The following is a 20,800-nucleotide window of genomic DNA, read 5'->3' as shown; positions in this document are numbered from 1 at the left end:
CGCTCACTCTCCGGAGTTCGTCACCACGGCCTACTCTGGCGAGATGCTTCGCGGTGCAACCTTCGTCCGACACGCCATGCCCGAGGTCGACGCGACACGGCCGCCCGGCGAATGGATCCTCAGCAGCGATGGCATCAACGCAGCCGCAGCGCTCCAGCTCGAAGCCCTCGCAGCCTCTGCGGTGTCCAGCCCTGAGCGCAAGGCTGTGCAGACTGTCGCGCTCGCACTGCGTCTCCCCGAATCGGCTGTTGCCACCGCCGTGTCCTTCCGCGAGGTCGACCGGGTCGAGAGCGTCCATGACGGCTTTCGGGACGCAAGGCGGGCGTGGATCGCGGGGCGACTCGACGAGCGGCACGAGGGCTGGGAGACACCGGATGCCGCTGCCCGCCGCTTCCACGAGGGCCTGCTGGCGCAGGACGCGCGGCACGTGGTCGTCGGCACCCACGGGATGGTGCTGACCGCCTGGCTTGCGTCGCAGGGACTCGTCGCGGATGCGGTGGCCTTCTGGGAGGCGCTGCGCTTTCCGGACGTGGTGGAGATCGGCATCCCGCTGCTGCGCGTGCGGGCGGTGCTTACGGATGCCGACGGACGATTCGTGCTGATCAAGCGCGCGCGCCCCGGTCAGGAGCCGTACTGGACGACGCCCGGTGGCGGCGTGATGCTGGACGACGCCTCCGCGGATGATGCGCTGCGCCGCGAGCTGCACGAAGAGCTGGGTGCTGAGGTGGAACTCGGCGAGATCGTGCTCGAGCGTCAGCTCGACAGCATCCACTCCGAGGTCTTCTATGCGGCCCGGCTGACATCGATCGATCCCACCCTTGCCGACGGCCCCGAGTTCGACGACCCGTCACGCGGTGCGTACGAGGTCGAGGTCGTCACGCTCGACGAACTGCGCACCCTCGACCTGCGTCCCTCTGAGCTGAAGGAACTGCTGCTCGCTCAGCGCTGACCGCAGCTGCCGCTCACGCGCCGACGCGCAGAGCCTCGTCGGTGAGCGGGCACTGCGAGACGCGGATCGGGTGACCGGTGGTGGTCAGGCACTTGCCGGTCTTCAAGTCCCACTTCCAGTCGTGCATCGAGCAGGTCAGCACGCCGTCCTCGTCGATCTTTCCGGTGCGGGTCAGGTCGGCGCGCAGGTGCGGGCAGCGGCGCTGCACGACCCAGTCGCCGATCTCGGCATCCTCGGTCTGGTCGGTCTGCTCCTGGTACCAGTTCTCGACGTACTCGATGCGGTCCACCGACAGGCACTTCAGGAACGTGGTGAGGAACTCGTTGAACTTGCCGCTGCGGCCCACGGAGAACTGCATGGACAGGAAGATCGAGTTCGACCAGTCGATCTCGTGATCGCGGATGTTGGTGGAGACGAGATCGGCGGGGATCGTGTACCAGTAGATGCACTCCTCCCCCGCGTACTCGCGCACCTTGGCCTTGGGGAAGTCGACGACCATGTCCAGATCGCCGATGATGAAACGCACGTTCCCGCCGACGCCGAGGCGGATGGTGCGCGACTTCTTGATGAGCGGCTCCCACCACTCCTTGATCGCGGCGAGCATCTCGGCGGGCGGCAGGATCTCGGCGCGGGTGGCCTCCTCGTCGCGCAGCTCCTGCTGACGCGATGAGCGCTGCTCCTCGAGGTAGTCCCACTTCTCATCGAAGATGTGCGCGATCTCGGCGTCCGTGTACAGCGACTGCGAGACGTTCATCTCGCCGCTGTTCATCTCCACGACCGTGCCCGGCACGAACAGCCGGCCGTCGTACTGCGGCGCCTGCTCCTTGAGGTGGCCGAGGAACTCCTTCTGATCGGTGAAGATCGAGTCGTCGTCCTGGCCGGTGCCGTTGTAGCGGAAGATGTCGTCGCGCAGGAACATGGGCGGGCCGGCCATCGGGAAGACGTGCGGGGCGTCGACCTTCTCGATGTAGTACATGGCGCGCTTGTTCTGCGCCTCGCGCTTGAGCTTGGCGAAGTTCTGCTTGGCGTCCTGCGGCAGGTCGTAGACCATCGGCCACCAGATCGCCCCGGACACCTGCGTGAAGTACGCCTCCGGCTTGCCGAACGAGAGCAGCGCGTCGAGATCGAGCGGGTGCGAGTCGTTCTGGTTCAGGATCGACGCGGTGCCGTCGTCCACGCTCAGCGAGGAGTCGCCGATCGGGCCGTCACTGGGCGCACGCAGCGGCGTGATCATGAGCTTGGTGCCGCCGCGCTCGAAGACCTGGCCGGCGGGTGCGTAGAAGATGTTCTCGTATCCGAGGGCGCGGATGTCGTTCTCGAGGTCGTCCGTGACGTACTCCGGCAGCAGCACCTCGATGTCCTTGCGGATGTACTTCTCCAGCGCGCGCGGGTCGAAATGATCGCGGTGGCGGTGCGAGATGTACAGGAAGTCGGCCTCCCGGCCGATGCGCTCCCAGTCAAGGCCCCGGTTGTCGGGGAACGGGAACCACGAGCCGAAGAAGGACGGACCGACGACAGGGTCGCAGATGATGTTCCCGCCGACCGTCTCGATGAACATCCCGGCGTGACCGAGTCCCGTGATCCGCATATCTCTCCTCGTGCTTGGGCAGCCTCGATTCTATCGAGCGCACGCTGTGCGTCGGCGGCGCGGCGTCGGGGACATCGGACGCCGTCGTCGAACGACCTCAGGTCTCCAGCAGCCCGCGGATGTCGTCGGCGGTGATCGCCTTGGAGAACAGGTCCTCATCGTCCATCACCGCGGTGAACAGCCGCGCCTTGCGCTGCTGCAGTGCCAGCACCTTCTCCTCGATGGTGCCCGACGCGATCAGGCGATACACGAACACCGGACGATCCTGGCCGATGCGGTGCGTGCGGTCGATGGCCTGCGCCTCTGCCGCCGGGTTCCACCAGGGATCGAGCAGGAACACGTAGTCGGCCTCGGTGAGCGTCAGGCCGAAGCCACCCGCCTTGAGGCTGATCAGGAACACCGGCTGATCTCCGCCGCGGAAGCTGTCGATGACTTCGCTGCGACGTCGTGTCGAGCCGTCCAGATGCACGTGCTCGATCCCTGCCGCGGTCAGACGCTCGGCGGCGAGGTCGAGGAAGCTGGTGAACTGGCTGAACACGAGCGCCCGGTGTCCCTCGGCTTTCAGCTCCTGCACGTGCTCGAGCAGGACGTCGAGCTTGCTCGAGGGCACGCCGGCGTCGGCCGGGTCGATCAGGCCAGGCGCGAGCGCCAGCATCCGCAGCATCGTCAGCGAGCGGAACACCGTGAACCGGTTGCGATCCAGATCCGCGAGCAGCCCGAGCAGCTTCTGCCGTTCGCGCTGCAGCACCGTGTCGTAGCGCGCGCGGTGCGCGGGCGAGAGCTCGACGAACACCTCCTGCACCTGCTTCTCCGGCAGGTCGGCGGCGACGATCTCCTTCGTGCGGCGCAGCATGAGGGGGCGGACGCGGCGGCGCAATCGGGCGAGGCGCCGCTGGCGGTACTCGCCGCCCTCCTCGTTCTCCGGCACCTTGCCCTTCTCGATCGGCTGCACGTACTCCTCGCGGAATCTGCGCGCCGACGGGAACAGACCAGGCGCGGTCAGCGAGAACAGCGCCCACAGGTCGGTCAGCGTGTTCTCCAGCGGCGTTCCGGTGACGGCGATCTTCACCTGCGCCCGCAGCTCCGCGATCGCCTTGTGCGCCTTGGTCGCCGGGTTCTTCGCGAACTGGGCCTCGTCGAGGATCACGCCGGCCCAGTCGATCGCCGTGTACTCGTCGCCGTCGAGCCTGAGCAGCGTGTACGAGGTGACGATGATGTCCGCGCGCTGCGCGGCATCCGTCATCCGCTCGTCGCGCCGTGCGGACGTTCCCTCGACGACCTGCACGCGCAGGCCCGGAGCGAATCGCGCCGCCTCGCTGCGCCAGGTGCCGAGAACGGACGTCGGCGCCACCACGAGGAACGGGCGCTTCTCCCCCGTCTCGTGCGCATGCGTGATCAGGCTCAGCAGCTGCAAGGTCTTGCCGAGCCCCATGTCGTCGGCGAGCACGCCTCCGAGACGGTGCTTCCAGAGGAAGGCGAGCCAGTCGAAACCCTGCTTCTGATACGGCCGCAGCTGTGCGGTCAGACCGGCGGGTACCGCGGTCGCAGGGATGCTCTCCACGCTGCGCAGCCCCTCGGCGAGGACGCGCCAGGAGACGGCCGCCTCGGACTGATCGGCGAGGTCCTCGAAATCCTCCCACAGCGCCGTCTGATGCCGACTGAGGCGCGGGCCGGTCTCCCACTCGGCGAGAGTCGCGGCTTCGTCGATGAGGTCGCGCAGCGACTGCAGTGCGGGGTGAGCGAGCGAGAAGTAGCTGCCGTCGACGAGCACCATCTTCGCGCGGCGCTTGCTGAGCTCGGTGAACAGCGGCTTGAAGGGGATGGAGATGCCGTCGATCTTGACGATCACGCCGAGGTCGAACCAGTCGGGATCGGTGGATTCGACCGTCGACACCGCGATCTCGGGGGCGCCGGACAACTCGCGGTACTTCTTGCGCCGCCCGGTGACCACGACGCGAACGTCGCTGTCCTCGAACACGGGCAGCACCCTGGCCGTCCACTCCGCGGTGGCCACTCCGGTGCGCACGCCTCGCGGCTGGAACGGCTCGTCCGTCGCCGACCCCCACAGCCGCTCCAGGTCGCGCAGCGCCTGCCGCTCGGCCTCCGCATCACGGAAGGTCCCGTCGACGGGGCCCTGGCCTGGTTCGACGACCGGGACCGTCCCGTGGCCGGCGTACTCCCACTCGAAGCGGTGCTCCAGTCGATCCGCGGCGCCGAATGCCACGCGCAGCACCGGCTCCGGCCGCGCCGGTGCGGGCAGCTCCAGCCCGGATGCCACGGCGACGGCGGCCTGTCGCGCGATGACGGGGTACGCCTCGGTGAGGAAGAGGTCGCGATCCTCGCCGGCCACCTCGATCGTCTCCGCGGCGAGGATGGCGGCGCGCACCGGGGACGTCAGCGGTGCGGCGGCGAGCGTCACCTCGATGTCGGCGCCGACGACCTCCCACCGGTACAGTCCGGTGGAGCCGATCGGGCGGACGGATGCCGCAGGCACGCGCACGTCGTCGATGCGCACGTCCGTCTCGACGAGGAGTCCCCCGTCGTCGGTGCCGTCGATGCGCAGACCGGCGGATGCCGTGCCGGCGATGCGCACGGTGGTGTGCTTCTGCGAGGCGATCATCGGGATGCCCAGGTCCCGCAGAGCGTCCATGTGCTGCCAGAGCAGCGGCGACTCGACCCGGTCGAGGGGTATCCAGTCGCCCGCTGTGCCGGAGAGCAGGGAGTCCCTGGCGATCGCGAGGAAGTCGGTGAACCAGCGGGCCTGTCCGGCGTCGAAGCGGATGCCGGGCCGCCGCACACCGTCCCAGGTGGCATCGCCCTGGATCCACTTGCCGGTCGAGTCGCTGCGCATGAGCGGCCGAACGGCCAGCTGCACCTCGCCGTGCTCGCGGACGAGTTCGCGCGGTGTCGCGGTGCGCGCCGCGGCGGCCCCCCACCGGTCGACCGCGCGCGACGGGCGCACGCGAAGCTCGATGCCGAGTGCCAGCGAGGCGGTGGGCCGGGTGTTCGGCGCTTGCGGGATCAGTCGTCGCCAGGACGCCCGTTTGGCGTCGCGCTGTCTGTCCTCGGCCGCGGCTTCTGCGGATTCGGTGTCGGCCGCGATCAGCATCGCCGCGACCACGTGCTTGCAGGCGCGCTGCACGGGGCAGGAGCACGCCGTGCTGAGGATGGCGCCGCCGTCGAACTGCGCACGGCACCGATAGCTGCCGGAGCCGCTGCCGAACACCTCCGCCGTGAGCGTCTGCGTCTCGGCATCCCACGACGTGCGCTGGACGTATCCGCGTCGCGCGTAGTCCAGGCCGCGCTGGTACCCGCCGTCTCCGGCGAGACGGCGCAGCTGCTGCACGCTGGGGCGTGGAATGCTCATCTCAGCATCCTCTCGCCTGCCTGGGACACACCGCGCCCGGCGCAGGTCCGGGTGCGGCTGGCGTGACGGATCAGCGTGAGCGGTCGATGCGCGCGAGCACACCGTGGACGAATGCGCCGGAGTCCTCGGTGGAGAGCTCCTTGGCGAGCTCCACGGCCTCGTCGATGGCGACGGCGGTCGGCACCTCGTCGTTGAACAGGATCTCCCACGTGCCGATGCGCAGCAGCGCACGGTCGACGGCCGGCATCCGGTCGATCTTCCAGTCCCGGCTGTGGGTGGTGATCTGCTCGTCGATCTCGTCCTGGTGGTCGATGATCCCGTCGACGATGTCGCGGGCGTACAGCCAGGATGCCTGACGCGACGGTTCACTCGCGGCGCGGGTGGCGGCGGCGGCCAGCGTGACCGCAGGGGTCTCGCCGCGCACGTCGGCCGAGAAGAGGATGTCGAGAGCGCGCTTGCGCGCCTTGGTACGAGCGCTCAAGGTCAGTCGTTGATCCGGCCGAGGTAGCCACCGGTACGGGTGTCGACCTTGACCTTGGTGCCCTGGTCGAGGAACAGCGGGACCTGGATCTCGTAACCGGTCTCGAGCGTGGCGGGCTTGGTGCCGGCCGACGAGCGGTCGCCCTGCAGGCCGGGCTCGGTGTACGTGACCTCGAGCACGACGGACGCCGGAAGCTCGATGTACAGCGGGTTGTCGTTGTTGAGCGCGATCTGGACCTGCTGGTTCTCGAGCAGGAAGTTCGCCGAGTCGCCGACGGTCACCGCGGGGACGTTGATCTGGTCGTACGTCTCCTGGTCCATGAACACGAAGCTGTCGCCATCGGTGTACAGGTAGGTGAAGTCGCGGCGGTCGACGTTCTCGATCTCGATCTTCGTGCCGGCGTTGTACGTCTTGTCGACCGTCTTGCCCGTCACCACGTTCTTGAGCTTGGTGCGCACGAAGGCGCCGCCCTTGCCCGGCTTGACGTGCTGGAACTCCACGACGCTCCAGAGCTGCCCGTCGATCTTGATGACGACGCCATTCTTGATGTCTGCGGTGGATGCCATGCGGGTGGAGTCCGTTCATGTAGAAGGTTCGGTGGCCTTGGCGCGGAGGCGCCGAGAAAGTGGCCGAGAGTCGATTCTATCGGATGCCGATGGGCGACCGTTTCACGAGGCGCACGCGCCCCCGGACGGTCGAGGCTCTGCACCGCCGTCGTCGCGCTCGCCGTCAGCTCGCCGTCTGAAGCATCCGGAGGATCTCCGGCCAGGCGCGTGCACCCAGTTCGGCGTCCGCTTCGGGGGTGCCCCCGCGACGCATCGAGACCCCGCCGCTCACCGCCTTCTCGCCAGGGAGGATCATCCGGTGCCCGGCCTGCGGGTGGCTGATGATGGTCGTCTTCAGTCCGGCATCCCGCCGCACATGCTCGATCGCGCCGGCGAAGTAGATGCTCGGCCAGACCTGGTCATCTCCGGCGGCGACCAGGAGCACCTCGCCGGTGATGTCCTCGACGCGGATCCGCGCAGCCGCGGTCGCGTTCTCATCGACGCGCAGACTTGCTTCGTAGAGCGGCAGGAACGACGGCGGTTCCGCAGCCGGGATCCATGTCGGATCGAAGGACACCGCCGGCAGCGGCACTCCGTCGTGCGTCCAGTGCGACGACCATGATGTCCCATCGGTCCCGGCCCAGACCACAGAGGAGGGCGCGGCCGCGATGACACCGTCGACGGCGAACCGACTCGCCGTCACGAGGGCGGCTTCGGCGCCGAAGGACGTGCCGAAGAGCACCACGCGATCAGCATCCTGTCGCAGCGACGATATCTGCTCGGCGAACAGTTCGAGAGGCACCTCGTGAGGCGTCGGACGCTGTCCGGTCCCACCGAACCAGCGGATGGCGCGCACCCGCGCTCCTGTGACGGCCAGCAGCTCCGCGCGCTCCCGCTCCACCCGTCCACTGGATCCCGCCAGCAGCAGGACCGCGGTGCCGTTCGCGATCGCGGGACCGGCCTCATGCAGGTCCGCGGATGCGATCACGAGTCCTGATCGCCGATGAACGCGACCAGTGCGCGCACGGCTTCGGCGTACCCGTCGACGCCCCTGCCCACCACCCGCACGGCGGCCACGTCGTCCAGGTAGGAGAAGTGGCGGAACTTCTCGCGGGCGTACACGTCCGAGATGTGCACCTCCGCGAACGGCAGGCTCACGCCGGTGAGCGCATCGCGCAGCGCGACCGAGGTGTGCGTCAGCCCACCCGGGTTGATGACGATGCCCGCGCAGTCCTCGCGGGCGGCATGGATCGCATCGATCAGCGCACCCTCGTGGTTGCTCTGCAGCGCACGCACCTCGTACCCGAGGTCCGCCGCCGTCTGCGCGGTCAGCTGCTCGACGTCGGCCAGCGTGGCGGTGCCGTACACCTCCGGCTCGCGGGTGCCGAGCAGATTGAGGTTCGGGCCGTTCAGGAGCATGAGGCGAAGAGGTGCGGACACGCTCCGCACATTACCAGCGAGCCCCTGTCGGCTCAGCCGGCCGCAACCGCGGTGAGCAGCATCACGCCTTCGGAGCCCGCATCGCAGAATCCGCCGTACGCCCCGAAGTAGGAGTCCGGATTCCCGCCGTCGGGCAGGTCGGCGAGCGCGATCAGCGCCCCCTCCGCGGAGAGTGCCGATCCGTCGGACACGACCTCCCCGCCGTCCAGCACCACTCGGCCGCCATCGTCACGATCCGACTCGGCCGCATCCGGCCAGACGATCCACGCGCCGTCGCCGGACTCGCCCGACCAGGTGAAGCATCCGTCATCGCGAACCGTGAGCGTGCCGCGCAGTCGCTCCGGCGCGGCGCCGGCGCGCACGAACGCCGCCAGAGCGTCCTCCGCTGTCAGCGCGCCCAGACCGAACCCGCCCTCGTCGGGCGCGCCCGTGCCGCTGCATCCGACCAGCATCGATCCCACGACGATCACCGTCGCCAGCATCCCGCCTCTGCGCATGACCGGACTGTATCAGCCCGCGATCTCCTGGTAGGCGGCGAACATCAGCGACTCGTCAGGAGCCTGCAGCACGGTCGGCTTGGCGATGTCGTCGAGCAGGATGAAGCGCAGCATCCCGCCCCGAGCCTTCTTGTCGCGCTGCATGGTCGACAGCAGCGCCGGCCACGCCCCGGCGCGGTAGGTCGTCGGCAGCCCGAGCAGGTCCAGGATGCTGCGGTGACGATCCACCGCGGCATCCGAGAGTCGGCCCGCCAGCCGGGAGAGTTCGGCGGCGTACATCATGCCGATCGAGATCGCCGCGCCGTGGCGCCACTGGTAGCGCTCGGCGTGCTCGATCGCGTGACCGAGGGTGTGGCCGTAGTTGAGGATCTCACGCAGCCCCGCCTCGCGGAAGTCGTCCGAGACGACCTTCGCCTTCATCTCGATCGCGAGCTCGATGGTGCGGCGGAACTCGTCGGACGAGGTGTCCACCGCGCGCTGCGGGTCGGCTTCGATGATGTCGAGGATCTCGGGTGCCCAGATGAAGCCGGCCTTCACGACCTCCGCATAGCCCGCCGTCGCCTCGTTCGCGCTCAGGCTGCCCAGTTCGTCCAGATCGCCGATCACGGCGCGCGGCGCCCAGAATGCGCCGACCATGTTCTTGCCCTCGGCGGTGTTCACGCCGGTCTTGCCGCCGACGGACGCATCCACGAGGCCCAGCACCGTGGTCGGCACCTGCACGACCTGCACGCCGCGCAGCCAGGTGGCGGCCACGAAGCCGGCGACGTCGGTGACGGAGCCGCCGCCGTAGCCGATCACGGCGTCGCTGCGGGTGAAGTCGGCCTGGCCCATGATCTGCCAGCAGAACGCCGCGACCTCGATGCGCTTGCCCGCCTCGGCATCCGGGATCTCCGCGAGCAGCACCTGCAGGGAACCGTCGGCCATCAGCCGGTCGCGCAGTTCGGCGGCACGGAGCGCGAGCGTCGGGGCGTGGACCACGAGCACCTTCCGCACCTCGGGCGCCAGCGCGGCCTGCACCTGGTCGAGGATCCCCCGGCCGACGGTGATGTCGTACGCGGCCAGCCCCGTCACACTGATGGTCTTCGTGCTCATGCCAGTTCCTTCCTCCAAGCGGCGATCTCCTCCGCGAGCACGCCCATCGGCCGGTGCGAGGTGTCGACGGTGAGATCCGCGACCTCCTCGTACCAGCTGCGGCGCTCGTCGAAGATCGTCCGCCAACGTTCCACAGGGTCGCCCTCACCCGCGAGCAGCGGGCGTCCCGCACCGGTGATGCGACGGGCGACCGATTCCGCGCTCACGGTCAGGAATGCCACCGGATGCTGCGCGAGCAGTGCCCGCGTCCCAGCATCCGTCACAGCTCCCCCGCCGAGCGACACGACGCCGCCCTCGGAGACGGCATCAGCGACCGCTTGGCGTTCCAGCGCACGGAAGTACGGCTCGCCGTGCTCCGCGAAGATCTGCGGGATCAGTCCGTGCTCCGCGGCGATCCGCTTGTCGGTGTCGATGAACGGCACCTCGAGCAGGCGCGCGACGCGACGCCCCACACTCGTCTTGCCGGCGGCCATCGGGCCGACGAGCACCAGGGTCAGCGGCGTCTCGGACCGCTCAGGAGAGCTCATCATGGGCGAGCAGCGCCGCCTCCGACGCCGGCGCCGTGCGCAGCGTCTCAGGGATGCCCGCCAGGTAGCCGTCGACGTTGCGACGGGTCTCGCGGATGCTGTCGCCGCCGAACTTCTCGAGCAGCGAGTTCGTCAGCTCGATCGCCACCATCGCCTCGGCCACGACGCCCGCAGCGGGCACCGCGCACACGTCCGAGCGCTGGTGATGCGCGGTCGCCGTCTCACCGGAGGCCACATCGATCGTGCGCAGCGAGTGCGGAACGGTCGCGATCGGCTTCATGCCGGCGCGCACGCGCAGCACGGTTCCGGTGGTCATTCCGCCCTCGGTGCCGCCCGCGCGGTCGGATGCGCGGGTGATGCCGTCCTCGGTCGCGAACAGTTCGTCGTGAGCGGCCGATCCGCGGCGACGGGTCGTCTCGAAGCCGTCGCCGACCTCGACGCCCTTGATCGCCTGAATGCTCATCAGCGCCTGCGCCAGGCGGCCGTCCAGGCGACGGTCCCAGTGCACGTGCGAACCCACCCCCGGCGGAAGCCCGTAGGCCAGCACCTCGACGATGCCGCCGAGCGTGTCACCGTCCTTGCGGGCGTCGTCGACCTCGGCGACCATCCGTGCGGAGGTCTCGGCGTCGAAGCACCGGAGCGGATCGGCATCCAGCGCGTCGACGTCATCCGGCATCGGCAGCGGTGAGCCGTCGGGCACCCGCACCGGGCCGATCGAGAGGGTGTGGCTGACCAGACGGATGCCCAGCTCCGCGAGGAACGACCGGGCCACGGCGCCGAGTGCCACGCGGGCCGCCGTCTCGCGGGCGCTGGCGCGCTCGAGGATCGGACGGGCCTCATCGAAGTCGTACTTCTGCATTCCGACCAGGTCGGCGTGTCCCGGGCGCGGGCGGGTCAGGGCCGCGCCGCGTCCGCGGGACTTCTCGGTCAGCTCGGCGGGCGCCGGGCTCATCACCTCGGTCCACTTCGGCCACTCGGTGTTCCCGATGCGCAGCGCGATCGGGCTGCCCATGCTCCGCCCGTGGCGGACACCGCCGGAGATCGTCAGCTCGTCCTGCTCGAACTTCATCCGCGAGCCGCGCCCGTAGCCGAGCTTGCGTCGCTGAAGATCGGCCTGGATGGCCTCGGCGGTGACCGTGACGCCGGAGGGAAGACCCTCCATGACGGCGATGAGTTCGGGGCCGTGGGATTCGCCGGCCGTGAGCACGCGGAGCATGCCTCTAGTCTTCCATGCTCGCCGACCGCATGACCGCCACGATGACGTCCTCCTCGGGCAGCGGCTGGTCCTGGTCGCCGTACAGGAAGATGCGGATCTGACGCACGGCCTGGTACAGCAGCATCTCGAACCCGGAGATCACCGGGGCCGATGTCCAGCCGGCGGCCAGAGCGGAGGGCCAGGGAGCGTAGGCGGCTTCGAACAGCACACCGCCGGATGCCGACAGCGGCGCCGACACCGAGGCGTCCAGCACCGTCCCGCTGGGCAGGGTCGCGATCGTCGCGTCGACGTCGTCCGCGGGCGCGCCGAACGGCGCGGCCGTGACCCGTACGCCCAGCTCGGCGGCGATCCGCTGCAGTCGCTGCACGGCCTCGGGACGTCGGGCGCGCACCTCCACCGATTCCGCCCCGAGTTCGCCGACGGAGACCAGAGCGGATGCCGCGGTCGCCCCGGCCCCCAGGATGCGGACACGGCGGACCTCATCGACGCCCGCGTGCGCGAAGGCGTCGACGATGCCGCCCACGTCGGTGTTGAACCCCTGAAGCCGGTCGCCGAGCAGCAGCGTGTTGACCGCGCCGGTCAGCGCGGCGTGACGGTCGACCTCGTCGGCCGCGGCATGCGCGACCTCTTTGAGCGGCATCGTCAGCGAGAGACCGCGCCAGGTGGCGTCGCGCTCGTCGAGTGCGTCCGCGAAAGCATGCTCGTCGACCCGGCGCCTGTCGTACTGCCAGTCGAGCCCGAGCACGCGGTACGCGGCCGAATGGATGGCCGGCGATCTGCTGTGGCCGATCGGGTCGCCCCAGACGGCGAGCCGGGTGCCCGACGTCATGTGCGTACCGCCGCGGCCCCCGCCATCAGTAGCATCCGCCGTCCGGGTTGTCCTTGCACCACTTCCGGTACTCGGCCTCGGCGGCCTGCTGCTCCGCATAGGTCGCGGAGAAGACCGTCTTGCCGGTGTCGAGGTTCACGGTGACGAAGTAGAACCACGGGCCGTCCACGGGGTTGTACGCCGCCTCGATCGCGGCGTGGCTCGGGTTCGAGATCGGCGAGGCCGGCAGACCCGCGTGCTGGTACGTGTTCCACGGGTTCTGGTCGTTCTTGACCGTCTCCCAGGGCCAGGACGAGACCGGGCCCTCGTGCGTGAGTCCGTAGCCGTACTGGGCGGTCGAGTCCATCTGCAGCAGGCCGTGCGTCTCGTCGTTGGCCGGGTCGAGCCGGTTCTCGATGACGCGCGAGACCTTGGCGAAGTCGGCGGTGTGGCCCTCGCGCTGAACGATGGAGGCGATCGCGAGCACGCGCTGCGCATCGTCCGCGGGGACGCCGACCTTCGCGAGCGACTCCTGGGTGCGGGCGACCATGCGGGCGATGACGTCCTTCGCGGTGGCACCGGGATCGAACGTGTACACCGCCGGGAACAGCCATCCCTCGAGGGTCTTCGCCTGCACCCCGTAGACGGTCGGGTCCTTGATCGCCGCCTGCAGGTCCGCCAGCGGGATGCCGACGCCGTCGACGATCTGCGGCAGTGAGGACGCGACCGTGCCGCCCTCGCTGATGCGCACGGTGTTCTCCATGCGGTTCGAGGGCTCCTCGAGAGCCTTCAACGCCGCGGCTGCGGTCATCTTCTTCTGCAGCTTGTAGACGCCGGGGTAGAACGTGGCCGCCGAGCCTTCGGCGACGAGATAGTCGTAGAAGACGCTCTTCGTCTTCGTCACGCCCGCGTTGAACAGCGCAGTCGACACCGGCGAGCCGGTGTCGCCCTTCCTGATGGTCACCAGGGCCTCGCCGGTGGCCTGTCCGGCCTCGTAGTCCTTCGGCTCGCCCCAGCCCATCAGATCGTCGATCTTGGTCTGGTAGGTGTTGTAGACCCATGCACCGCCGGCCGCGATGCCGCCCAGCAGCACGAGCACGATGATCAGTCCGATCAGACAGCCGCGACCGCGCTTCCTGGTCGGCGCGCTGTGATGGCGCTCGGGGGCGAACAGGTCATCGAGCTGGTCGCCTTCGGCGGATCGTCCATCCGCGGTCTCCCCCACGACTGCGGGCTCGGCCGCAGCGGGTGCGGCCTGAACGGGGGCGAAAGCGGGAGCAGCGGCGGGCACGGGTGCGCCGGCGGGCACGGGTGCAGCAGCAGGCTCGGACGCGCTGGTGGGTTTGTCGGCTGCGGCATCCGATTGCGTGCTCGGGGCTTCCGTGCTCTCCCGAGCTGCCCGCAGCGCACGGCGCGAGCCGGGTGCCGGCTCCTCGCGGGCTGAGCGCTCGGGGAGGTTCGACGCCGCGGTCGGGAGGTTGTCGAACAGACGGCCCAGACCGTCGTGGTGCGGGGAATCGTCGGCGTCAGTCATCGTGGACGGACTCCTCATCGAAATCTATCAACGCACCGGCCGGGGTACCGGTGCTCTTCTCGGTGTCGATGGCGTGCTGCAGGAACACGACCGCCGCCACCTGGTCGACAATGCTACGAGACTTCTTCTGAGATCTCCCCGAAGAGCGCAGCGCCGCGTGCGCCGTGACGGTGCTGAGCCGCTCGTCCACCATCCGCACGGAGACTCCGGTGCGCCGGGCGATCGCCGCGGCGAATTCGCGCGCATCGGTCGTCGAGGGGGTGTCCTCGCCGCGCATGTTCACGGGCAGGCCGACGATGATCTCCAGCGGCTCCCACTCCTGCGCGAGCTGCTGGATGCGATCGATCGAGGCGTCCGAGCGCGGCACCGTCTCCACGGGAACCGCGAGCATGCCGTCCGGATCGCACCGGGCCACACCGACGCGCGCCTTCCCCACGTCGATGCCGAGCCGGGTGCCGCGACGGAAGCCGGTCACGCTGCCGTGAGCTCCGTGACGATGGCCTCCAGCGCGGCGTCCAGCGCCGTGGCGTCGGTTCCGCCGCCCTGTGCGACGTCGTCCTTGCCGCCACCGCCCCCGCCGAGCACGCCGGCCGCGATGCGCACCAGCGCACCGGCCTTCGCACCCACCGCGCGGGCGGCGTCGTTCGTCGCGACGACCACGATCGGACGTCCGCCGACGATGCCGCCGAACGCCACCACGGCCGCGTCCGACCCGAGACGCTCGCGTACGCTCAACGCCAGGGTGCGGACGTCATCCGCGGAGCCGACTTCGCCCAGCGACGTCGCGGCGACGCGGTGGACACCGACCATCCGCGCGCCCTCGGCGAGAGCGGGAACCCGACCCTCGCGCTCCTTGGCTTCGAACCGTGCGATCCGCTTCTCGGCAGCCTTCAGATTCGCCTGCAGCTCTTCGATGCGCGAGGACAGCTGGTCGCGCGGCGCCTTCAGTGCCGCGGACAGCTGCGAGACGATCGTTCGCTCCGCGGCGAGCTCGCGGAACGCGTCCTGACCCACGAGCGCCTCGATGCGGCGGTTCGACGCGCCGACCGACGATTCGCCGACGACGCTGACGAGACCGATCTCGGAGCTCGAGGAGACGTGCGTGCCCGCGCAGAGCTCGCGAGACCAGGGACCGCCGATGTCGACCATGCGGACGACGTCGCCGTACTTCTCGCCGAACAGCGCCATGGCGCCGGCTTCCTTCGCCTCATCGAGCGACACGATGCGGGTGGTGACCTCGAGCGCGTCGTTGACGGCGCGATTGGCGATGTCCTCGATCTCCGTGCGGGTCTCCGCCGACAGCGGCTGCGACCATGCGAAGTCGAAGCGCATGTAGCCCGCACGGTTCAGCGAACCCGCCTGCGTGGCCGTCTGGCCGAGCGTGTCCCGCAGCGCGGCGTGCACGAGGTGCGTGGCCGAGTGCGCCTGACGAGCCGCGCGCCGGTTGGCGGCATCCACCACGGTGGTCGCACGGTCGTCGATCGCCACGGCGCCCGAGGCGACGTGCACGGTGTGACTGATCAGTCCGGGAACCGGACGCTGCACGTCCAGCACGTCCAGCTCGAAGCCGGTGCCGACGATGGTGCCCTTGTCGGCGACCTGGCCGCCGGACTCCGCGTAGAGAGTGGTCTCGGCGAGGATGACCTCCGCCACCTGGCCCTCGGACGCCGTCTGCACGGGTGCGCCGTCGACGATGATGCCGAGGATGCGGGAGTCGGCCTGCAGGTCGGTGTATCCCAGGTAACCGGTCTCACCGAGCGCGCGGAACTGCCGGTACACCGAGACATCCGCCAGCTGGCGCTTGCGGTTGCGGGCATCGGCCTTGGCGCGCTCGCGCTGCTCGGTCATGAGCGAGTCGAACGCGGTGCGGTCGACGGACAGGCCGGCCTCCTCGGCGACCTCGAGGGTGAGGTCGATCGGGAATCCGTACGTGTCGTGCAGCAGGAACGCCTCGGGGCCGCTCAGCGTGGCCGCGCCCTTCTTCTTCGTCTCGCTCAGCGCGAGATCGAGGATGGTGGATCCCTGCGCGAGCGTGCGACGGAACGTCTCCTCCTCGGCGAAGGCAGCCGAGGACAGCACGCCCCAGTCCTTCTCCAGCTCGGGGTACGAGGACTTCATGGCGTCGCGCGATGCCTCGAAGAGCTCGGGGAACGACGGTGCATCGACACCGAGCAGGCGCATCGAGCGCACCGTGCGGCGCATCAGGCGGCGCAGGATGTAGCCGCGACCCTCGTTGGAGGGGCGGATGCCGTCGGAGAGCAGCATCAGCGAGGAGCGCACGTGATCGGCGACCACACGGAAGCGCACGTCGTCCTCGTGCACCGCGCCGTAGGTGCGGCCGGAGAGCTCGACCGCGCGATCCAGCACCGGGCGCACCTGGTCGGTCTCGTACATGTTCTCGACGCCCTGCTTGAGGAACGCGACCCGCTCCAGGCCCATGCCGGTGTCGATGTTCTTCATCGGCAGCTCGCCCGTGATGTCGAACTCGGTCTTGCCGCGGATGTTGTCGATGAAGTCCTGCATGAACACGAGGTTCCAGATCTCCAGGAACCGGCTGTCGTCGACGGCCGGACCGCCGTCGCGACCGTACGCGGGACCGCGGTCGAAGAAGATCTCGGAGTCCGGTCCGCCAGGGCCGGGCTGACCGGTGTTCCAGTAGTTGTCGGCGCGGCCGAGGCGCTGGATGCGCTCGGGCTTGAGGCCGATGATGTCGCGCCAGATGGACTCCGCCTCGTCATCGGTCTCGTAGACCGTGACCCAGAGGTCCTTCTCATCGAACCCGAGTCCGCCGTCGGACTCGGAAGACGTCAGCAGCTCCCACGCGTAGCGGATCGCGCCTTCCTTGAAGTAGTCGCCGAAGGACCAGTTGCCGAGCATCTGGAAGAACGTGCCGTGGCGCGCCGTGCGTCCGACCTCTTCGATGTCATTGGTGCGGATGCACTTCTGCACGTCCGCGATGCGGGGGTGAGGCGCAGGAACGACACCCGTCAGATACGGGATCATCGGCACCATTCCGGCGACCGTGAACAGCAACGACGGATCGTCGCTGACCAGAGAGGCCGAAGGGACGATGAGGTGGTCGTTCTTCTCGAAGTAATCGAGGTAGCGCTGCGCGATCTCCGCAGTTCTCATAGTGCTCGTGGGTTTCCTTGCGTGGCGGAGCCGCGTCCTCGGGACGCGGCTCGATTCGAAATCGTGGTCAGTCGTCTGCAGGGTCCGACAGGCGCGCCTCCTGCTGGCGGTACGCCTGGCCGAGGATGCCGGCGAACTCCGAGATGCGCGCATCGACCTCGGCGAAGATCTCCTGACCACGAGGGTCCTTGTTCATGAAGTGCGCGGCGACGAACCCGCCGATCACACCGATCAGGAACCAGCTCAGATTCTTCATTCCGCCATCCTACGACGAGAGGCGCCGGGGAATCCCCCGGCGCCTCTCGTGCGTGCTGATATCAGCGGGCTGCGTAGTACTCGACGACGAGCTGCACTTCACAGGTCACGGGGACCTCGGCGCGCTTCGGACGACGGACCAGGCGGGCCTGCAGCTTGTCCAGCTCGACCTCGAGGTAAGCCGGAACCGGGGGCAGGACCTCGGCGTGACCGCCGGCGGCTGCGACCTGGAAGGGCTCGAGCGCCTCGGACTTGGCCTTGACGTGGATGAGCTGACCCGGCTTCACGCGGAAGGACGGGCGGTCGACGAGCTGGCCGTCGACGAGGATGTGGCGGTGCACGACCAGCTGACGGGCCTGCGCCGTGGTGCGGGCGAAGCCCGAACGCACCACGAGTGCGTCGAGACGCATCTCGAGGAGCTCGACCAGGTTCTCACCGGTCAGGCCGTCCTTGCGGCGGGACTCATTGAACGCGATGCGGAGCTGCTTCTCGCGGATGCCGTACTGCTCGCGAAGACGCTGCTTCTCGCGCAGACGGACGGCGTAGTCGCTGTCGGCCTTGCGCTTGGTGCGGCCGTGCTCACCCGGAGCGTAGGGACGCTTCTCGAGGTAGCGGGCGGCCTTCGGGGTGAGCGGGATACCCAGCGCGCGGCTGAGACGGACCTTGCGGCGGTCCTGGGACTTCGTGACCACGAAGTGTTCCTTCCGTGACGTGGACGCGTCTTTCACGTCTCACGGGCGTATCGCCTCGGTTCCGCCTTCTCGCAGCGCACGCCGGGGCGCGTCGGGAAGTGATTCAGGAGTGGAGGGATGCCCGAAAACTGGGTTTCGAGCCGTTCAATGCTAACAGACGCAGCGGTCCGACTTCAGCGGTCGCCCAGGATCTTGCGGATGCGCTCCAGTCGCGGTGCGATGTCGCGCTCGGCGCCGAGGTTCTTCGGCTCGTAGTACCGGCGACTCTGCAGCTCGTCGGGAAGGTACTGCTGCGGCAGGATGCCCGCATCGCTGTCGTGCGGATACCGGTAGCCCTTGCCGTGCCCGAGTCGCTTGGCACCCGCGTAGTGCGCATCGCGCAGGTGGATCGGGACCCGCCCGAATCCGCCCGCGCGCACATCGGCGATGGCCTGGTTGATCGCCATGTACGCCGCGTTCGACTTGGCGGTGGTGGCCAGGTAGATGGTCGCCTCCGCGAGCGGGATGCGCCCCTCCGGCATCCCGATGAACGCCACGGCATCGGCGGCGGCGTTCGCGATGACGAGCGCCTGCGGATCGGCCAGTCCGATGTCCTCCGCGGCCGAGATCACGAGTCGCCGCGCGATGAAGCGGGGATCCTCCCCCGCCTCGATCATGCGCGCGAGGTAGTGCACGGCGGCATCCGGATCCGAGCCGCGGATCGACTTGATGAACGCGCTGATGACGTCGTAGTGCTCATCGCCCTGGCGGTCGTAGCGCAGCAGTGCACGGTCGACGGCCTGCGCGACATCCTCGTCGGAGACCACCGCAGAGGTCTCATCGTCGGCCCGCGACATCGCCACGGCGGCAGCCGCCTCCAGGCCGGTCAGAGCGCGCCGGGCGTCTCCGGAGGCCAGGCGGATCAGCGCCGCCCGTGCGTCGTCGGCGACGGTCACCGCACCCGACAGCCCGCGCGCATCGGTGACCGCCCGGTCGACGAGTTCGCCGATCTCGTCATCGGTGAGCGGCTGCAGGGTGAGCAGCAGGGACCGTGACAGCAGCGGTGAGATCACCGAGAACGACGGATTCTCGGTGGTGGCCGCGATGAGGATGACCCAGCCGTTCTCGACGCCGGGCAGCAGCGCGTCCTGCTGCGCCTTGGTGAAGCGGTGGATCTCGTCGAGGAACAGGATCGTCGTCTGCCCGTAGAGGTCGCGCTGGGTCACGGCGTCCTGCATGACCTCCCGGACATCCTTCACGCCGGCGGTGATGGCGGACAGCTCGATGAAGCGACGGCCCGAGGAGCGCGCGATGGCCTGAGCCAGAGTCGTCTTGCCCGTACCTGGCGGCCCCCAGAGGATCATCGAGACCGCACCGGGCGTGGTCGTGTCGGGGTCGGCGAGGGCCACGATCGGCGAGCCCGCGCGCAGCAGATGCTTCTGACCCGCGACCTCGTCGAGCGAGACCGGCCGCATGCGCACGGCAAGCGGCGTCTGCCCGGAGAGCAGGGGTGCGGCTGGCGTCATGCTTCCAGGCTAGTCGCGGTCGCGGACACGCTCGACGCGGCGATCTCACTGCGCGTCCGCGGCGAGGTGAGCAGATCGTTCCACGGCCGTAACGGATCAGCCCCTCCCCCGAAACGGTGCGCGGTGAGGCTGAGGGCAGCCGAGCCCGCCGGGCTCCCGTCGCTGGAGGTTCCGTGTCCTACATCAAGCCACCCGAGCTCGTCGCCCGCATGATCGACGCCGGCGCTGCCAAGATGCAGCTGTCCGCCCGGGACACCCTCATCCGTGCCTTCATGGGGGCGGCTCTGCTCACCATGGGCGCCGCCTTCGCCGTCACCGTGTCGACGCAGACCGCGCAGCCGCTCCTCGGCGCGGTGCTCTTCCCGATCGGCTTCGTCATCCTGTACCTGTTCGGCTTCGATCTGCTCACCGGGGTCTTCACGCTCGGCCCGCTGGCCGTGATCGCCCGGCGGCCGGGCGCGACCATCCGAGCGATGCTGCGCAACTGGGGCCTGGTGTTCCTGGGCAACCTGATGGGGGCCGTCCTGGTCGCCGTCCTGATGGCGGTCTGTTTCACCTACGGGTTCTCCACCGAGCCCAGCGCCGTCGGGCACGCGATCGGCGAGATCGGACACGGCCGTACGGTGGGTTACGCCGATCACGGACTCGCCGGGATGCTCACGCTGTTCATCCGAGGCGTGCTCTGCAACTGGCTCGTCTCGACCGGTGTGGTCCTGGCCATGGCATCCGACAGCCTGTCCAGCAAGGTCCTGGCGATGTGGCTGCCGATCACGCTGTTCTTCTACATGGGCTTCGAGCACTCGATCGTGAACATGTTCCTCTTCCCCTCTGGGCTCATGCTGGGGGCTGATTTCACGCTCTGGGACTACCTGATCTGGAACGAGATCCCCACGGTGATCGGGAACCTCTTCGGCGGTCTGCTGTTCGTGGCGCTTCCGCTGTACTTCACCCACGGACGCACCCGCCTCCGCTCGCCGCGCCGCACGACCGGGCCCGTCGTCGTCGCTCCCGTCGTCAGCGCCCCGGTCGTCAGTGCACCGGTCGTCGACGAGGCGGATGCCCGTGCCGCGCACTTCGACGAGGCCGACATCCGTGAACTCGTCTCGCAGCCGGGTGGTCGATGACCGCACGACAGCAGTGAGGGGCGTGGCCGCCGGCCACGCCCCTCACTG

The 20,800-nt window shown here is 69.2% G+C and carries 19 protein-coding genes; 2 read left to right on the top strand and 17 right to left on the bottom strand.

Annotation, left to right across the window (positions count from 1 at the left end):
- Window positions 1-43 precede the first annotated feature (43 nt).
- Window positions 44-949, top strand: coding sequence for an NUDIX domain-containing protein (locus tag QF046_RS02425; protein WP_307365845.1), 906 nt, complete (start codon window positions 44-46; stop codon window positions 947-949).
- Between the two features lie 13 nt (window positions 950-962).
- Here QF046_RS02425 and QF046_RS02420 read toward each other — a convergent pair whose 3' ends face one another.
- The 17 genes from QF046_RS02420 to QF046_RS02340 form a co-directional block, all read right to left on the bottom strand.
- A complete protein-coding gene (locus tag QF046_RS02420) occupies window positions 963-2,537 on the bottom strand; it encodes a Rieske 2Fe-2S domain-containing protein (protein WP_307365843.1) in 1,575 nt (524 codons plus the stop codon).
- 97 nt (window positions 2,538-2,634) lie between these two features.
- Complete coding sequence (locus QF046_RS02415; RefSeq protein ID WP_307365841.1) at window positions 2,635-5,904, bottom strand: DEAD/DEAH box helicase; 3,270 nt, start codon at window positions 5,902-5,904, stop codon at window positions 2,635-2,637.
- Between the two features lie 70 nt (window positions 5,905-5,974).
- Window positions 5,975-6,385 (bottom strand): transcription antitermination factor NusB, encoded by a 411-nt coding sequence (nusB, locus tag QF046_RS02410; RefSeq protein ID WP_307365839.1) that lies wholly within the window; start codon window positions 6,383-6,385, stop codon window positions 5,975-5,977.
- A gap of 2 nt (window positions 6,386-6,387) precedes the next feature.
- On the bottom strand, window positions 6,388-6,951 hold the full coding sequence (gene efp / locus QF046_RS02405) for an elongation factor P (protein WP_307365837.1): 564 nt from the start codon (window positions 6,949-6,951) through the stop codon (window positions 6,388-6,390).
- A 163-nt stretch (window positions 6,952-7,114) separates the two neighbouring features.
- Window positions 7,115-7,918 carry an alpha/beta fold hydrolase gene (locus QF046_RS02400; protein ID WP_307365835.1) on the bottom strand — a complete coding sequence of 268 codons (804 nt, stop codon included), beginning with the start codon at window positions 7,916-7,918 and terminating at the stop codon, window positions 7,115-7,117.
- Entirely contained in the window at window positions 7,915-8,370 is a 456-nt protein-coding gene (gene aroQ / locus QF046_RS02395) for a type II 3-dehydroquinate dehydratase (RefSeq protein WP_307365833.1), read from the bottom strand. The genes QF046_RS02400 and aroQ overlap by 4 nt, the downstream gene beginning before the upstream one ends.
- A 32-nt stretch (window positions 8,371-8,402) precedes the next feature.
- Entirely contained in the window at window positions 8,403-8,867 is a 465-nt protein-coding gene (locus QF046_RS02390) for a hypothetical protein (protein WP_307365831.1), read from the bottom strand.
- A 12-nt stretch (window positions 8,868-8,879) separates the two neighbouring features.
- Window positions 8,880-9,959, bottom strand: a complete 1,080-nt coding sequence (gene aroB, locus QF046_RS02385; protein ID WP_307365829.1) for a 3-dehydroquinate synthase — start codon at window positions 9,957-9,959, stop codon at window positions 8,880-8,882.
- Complete coding sequence (locus QF046_RS02380; protein ID WP_373425747.1) at window positions 9,956-10,486, bottom strand: shikimate kinase; 531 nt, start codon at window positions 10,484-10,486, stop codon at window positions 9,956-9,958. The genes aroB and QF046_RS02380 overlap by 4 nt, the downstream gene beginning before the upstream one ends.
- Window positions 10,473-11,702, bottom strand: a complete 1,230-nt coding sequence (gene aroC, locus QF046_RS02375; RefSeq protein WP_307365825.1) for a chorismate synthase — start codon at window positions 11,700-11,702, stop codon at window positions 10,473-10,475. The genes QF046_RS02380 and aroC overlap by 14 nt, the downstream gene beginning before the upstream one ends.
- Before the next feature lie 4 nt (window positions 11,703-11,706).
- Window positions 11,707-12,531, bottom strand: a complete 825-nt coding sequence (locus tag QF046_RS02370; RefSeq protein ID WP_307365823.1) for a shikimate dehydrogenase — start codon at window positions 12,529-12,531, stop codon at window positions 11,707-11,709.
- 25 nt (window positions 12,532-12,556) lie between these two features.
- Entirely contained in the window at window positions 12,557-14,044 is a 1,488-nt protein-coding gene (mltG, locus tag QF046_RS02365) for an endolytic transglycosylase MltG (protein WP_307365821.1), read from the bottom strand.
- Window positions 14,037-14,519 (bottom strand): Holliday junction resolvase RuvX, encoded by a 483-nt coding sequence (ruvX, locus tag QF046_RS02360; RefSeq protein ID WP_307365819.1) that lies wholly within the window; start codon window positions 14,517-14,519, stop codon window positions 14,037-14,039. The genes mltG and ruvX overlap by 8 nt, the downstream gene beginning before the upstream one ends.
- Window positions 14,516-17,176, bottom strand: a complete 2,661-nt coding sequence (gene alaS, locus QF046_RS02355) for an alanine--tRNA ligase (protein ID WP_307365817.1) — start codon at window positions 17,174-17,176, stop codon at window positions 14,516-14,518. The genes ruvX and alaS overlap by 4 nt, the downstream gene beginning before the upstream one ends.
- Window positions 17,177-17,243: 67 nt before the next feature.
- Entirely contained in the window at window positions 17,244-17,432 is a 189-nt protein-coding gene (locus tag QF046_RS02350) for a hypothetical protein (protein WP_307365815.1), read from the bottom strand.
- 61 nt (window positions 17,433-17,493) lie between these two features.
- Complete coding sequence (rpsD, locus tag QF046_RS02345) at window positions 17,494-18,123, bottom strand: 30S ribosomal protein S4 (RefSeq protein ID WP_307365813.1); 630 nt, start codon at window positions 18,121-18,123, stop codon at window positions 17,494-17,496.
- A gap of 173 nt (window positions 18,124-18,296) precedes the next feature.
- Entirely contained in the window at window positions 18,297-19,628 is a 1,332-nt protein-coding gene (locus tag QF046_RS02340; RefSeq protein WP_307365811.1) for a replication-associated recombination protein A, read from the bottom strand.
- A gap of 173 nt (window positions 19,629-19,801) precedes the next feature.
- Here QF046_RS02340 and QF046_RS02335 point away from each other — a divergent pair, with 173 nt between their 5' ends.
- Window positions 19,802-20,752 (top strand): formate/nitrite transporter family protein, encoded by a 951-nt coding sequence (locus tag QF046_RS02335; RefSeq protein ID WP_307365809.1) that lies wholly within the window; start codon window positions 19,802-19,804, stop codon window positions 20,750-20,752.
- Window positions 20,753-20,800 lie beyond the last annotated feature (48 nt).

The organism is Microbacterium sp. W4I4, assembly GCF_030816235.1.
Lineage (GTDB): Bacteria > Actinomycetota > Actinomycetes > Actinomycetales > Microbacteriaceae > Microbacterium.
Note: the sequence above shows the minus strand (reverse complement) of the source record. Positions and strands in the feature narration are given on the sequence as shown.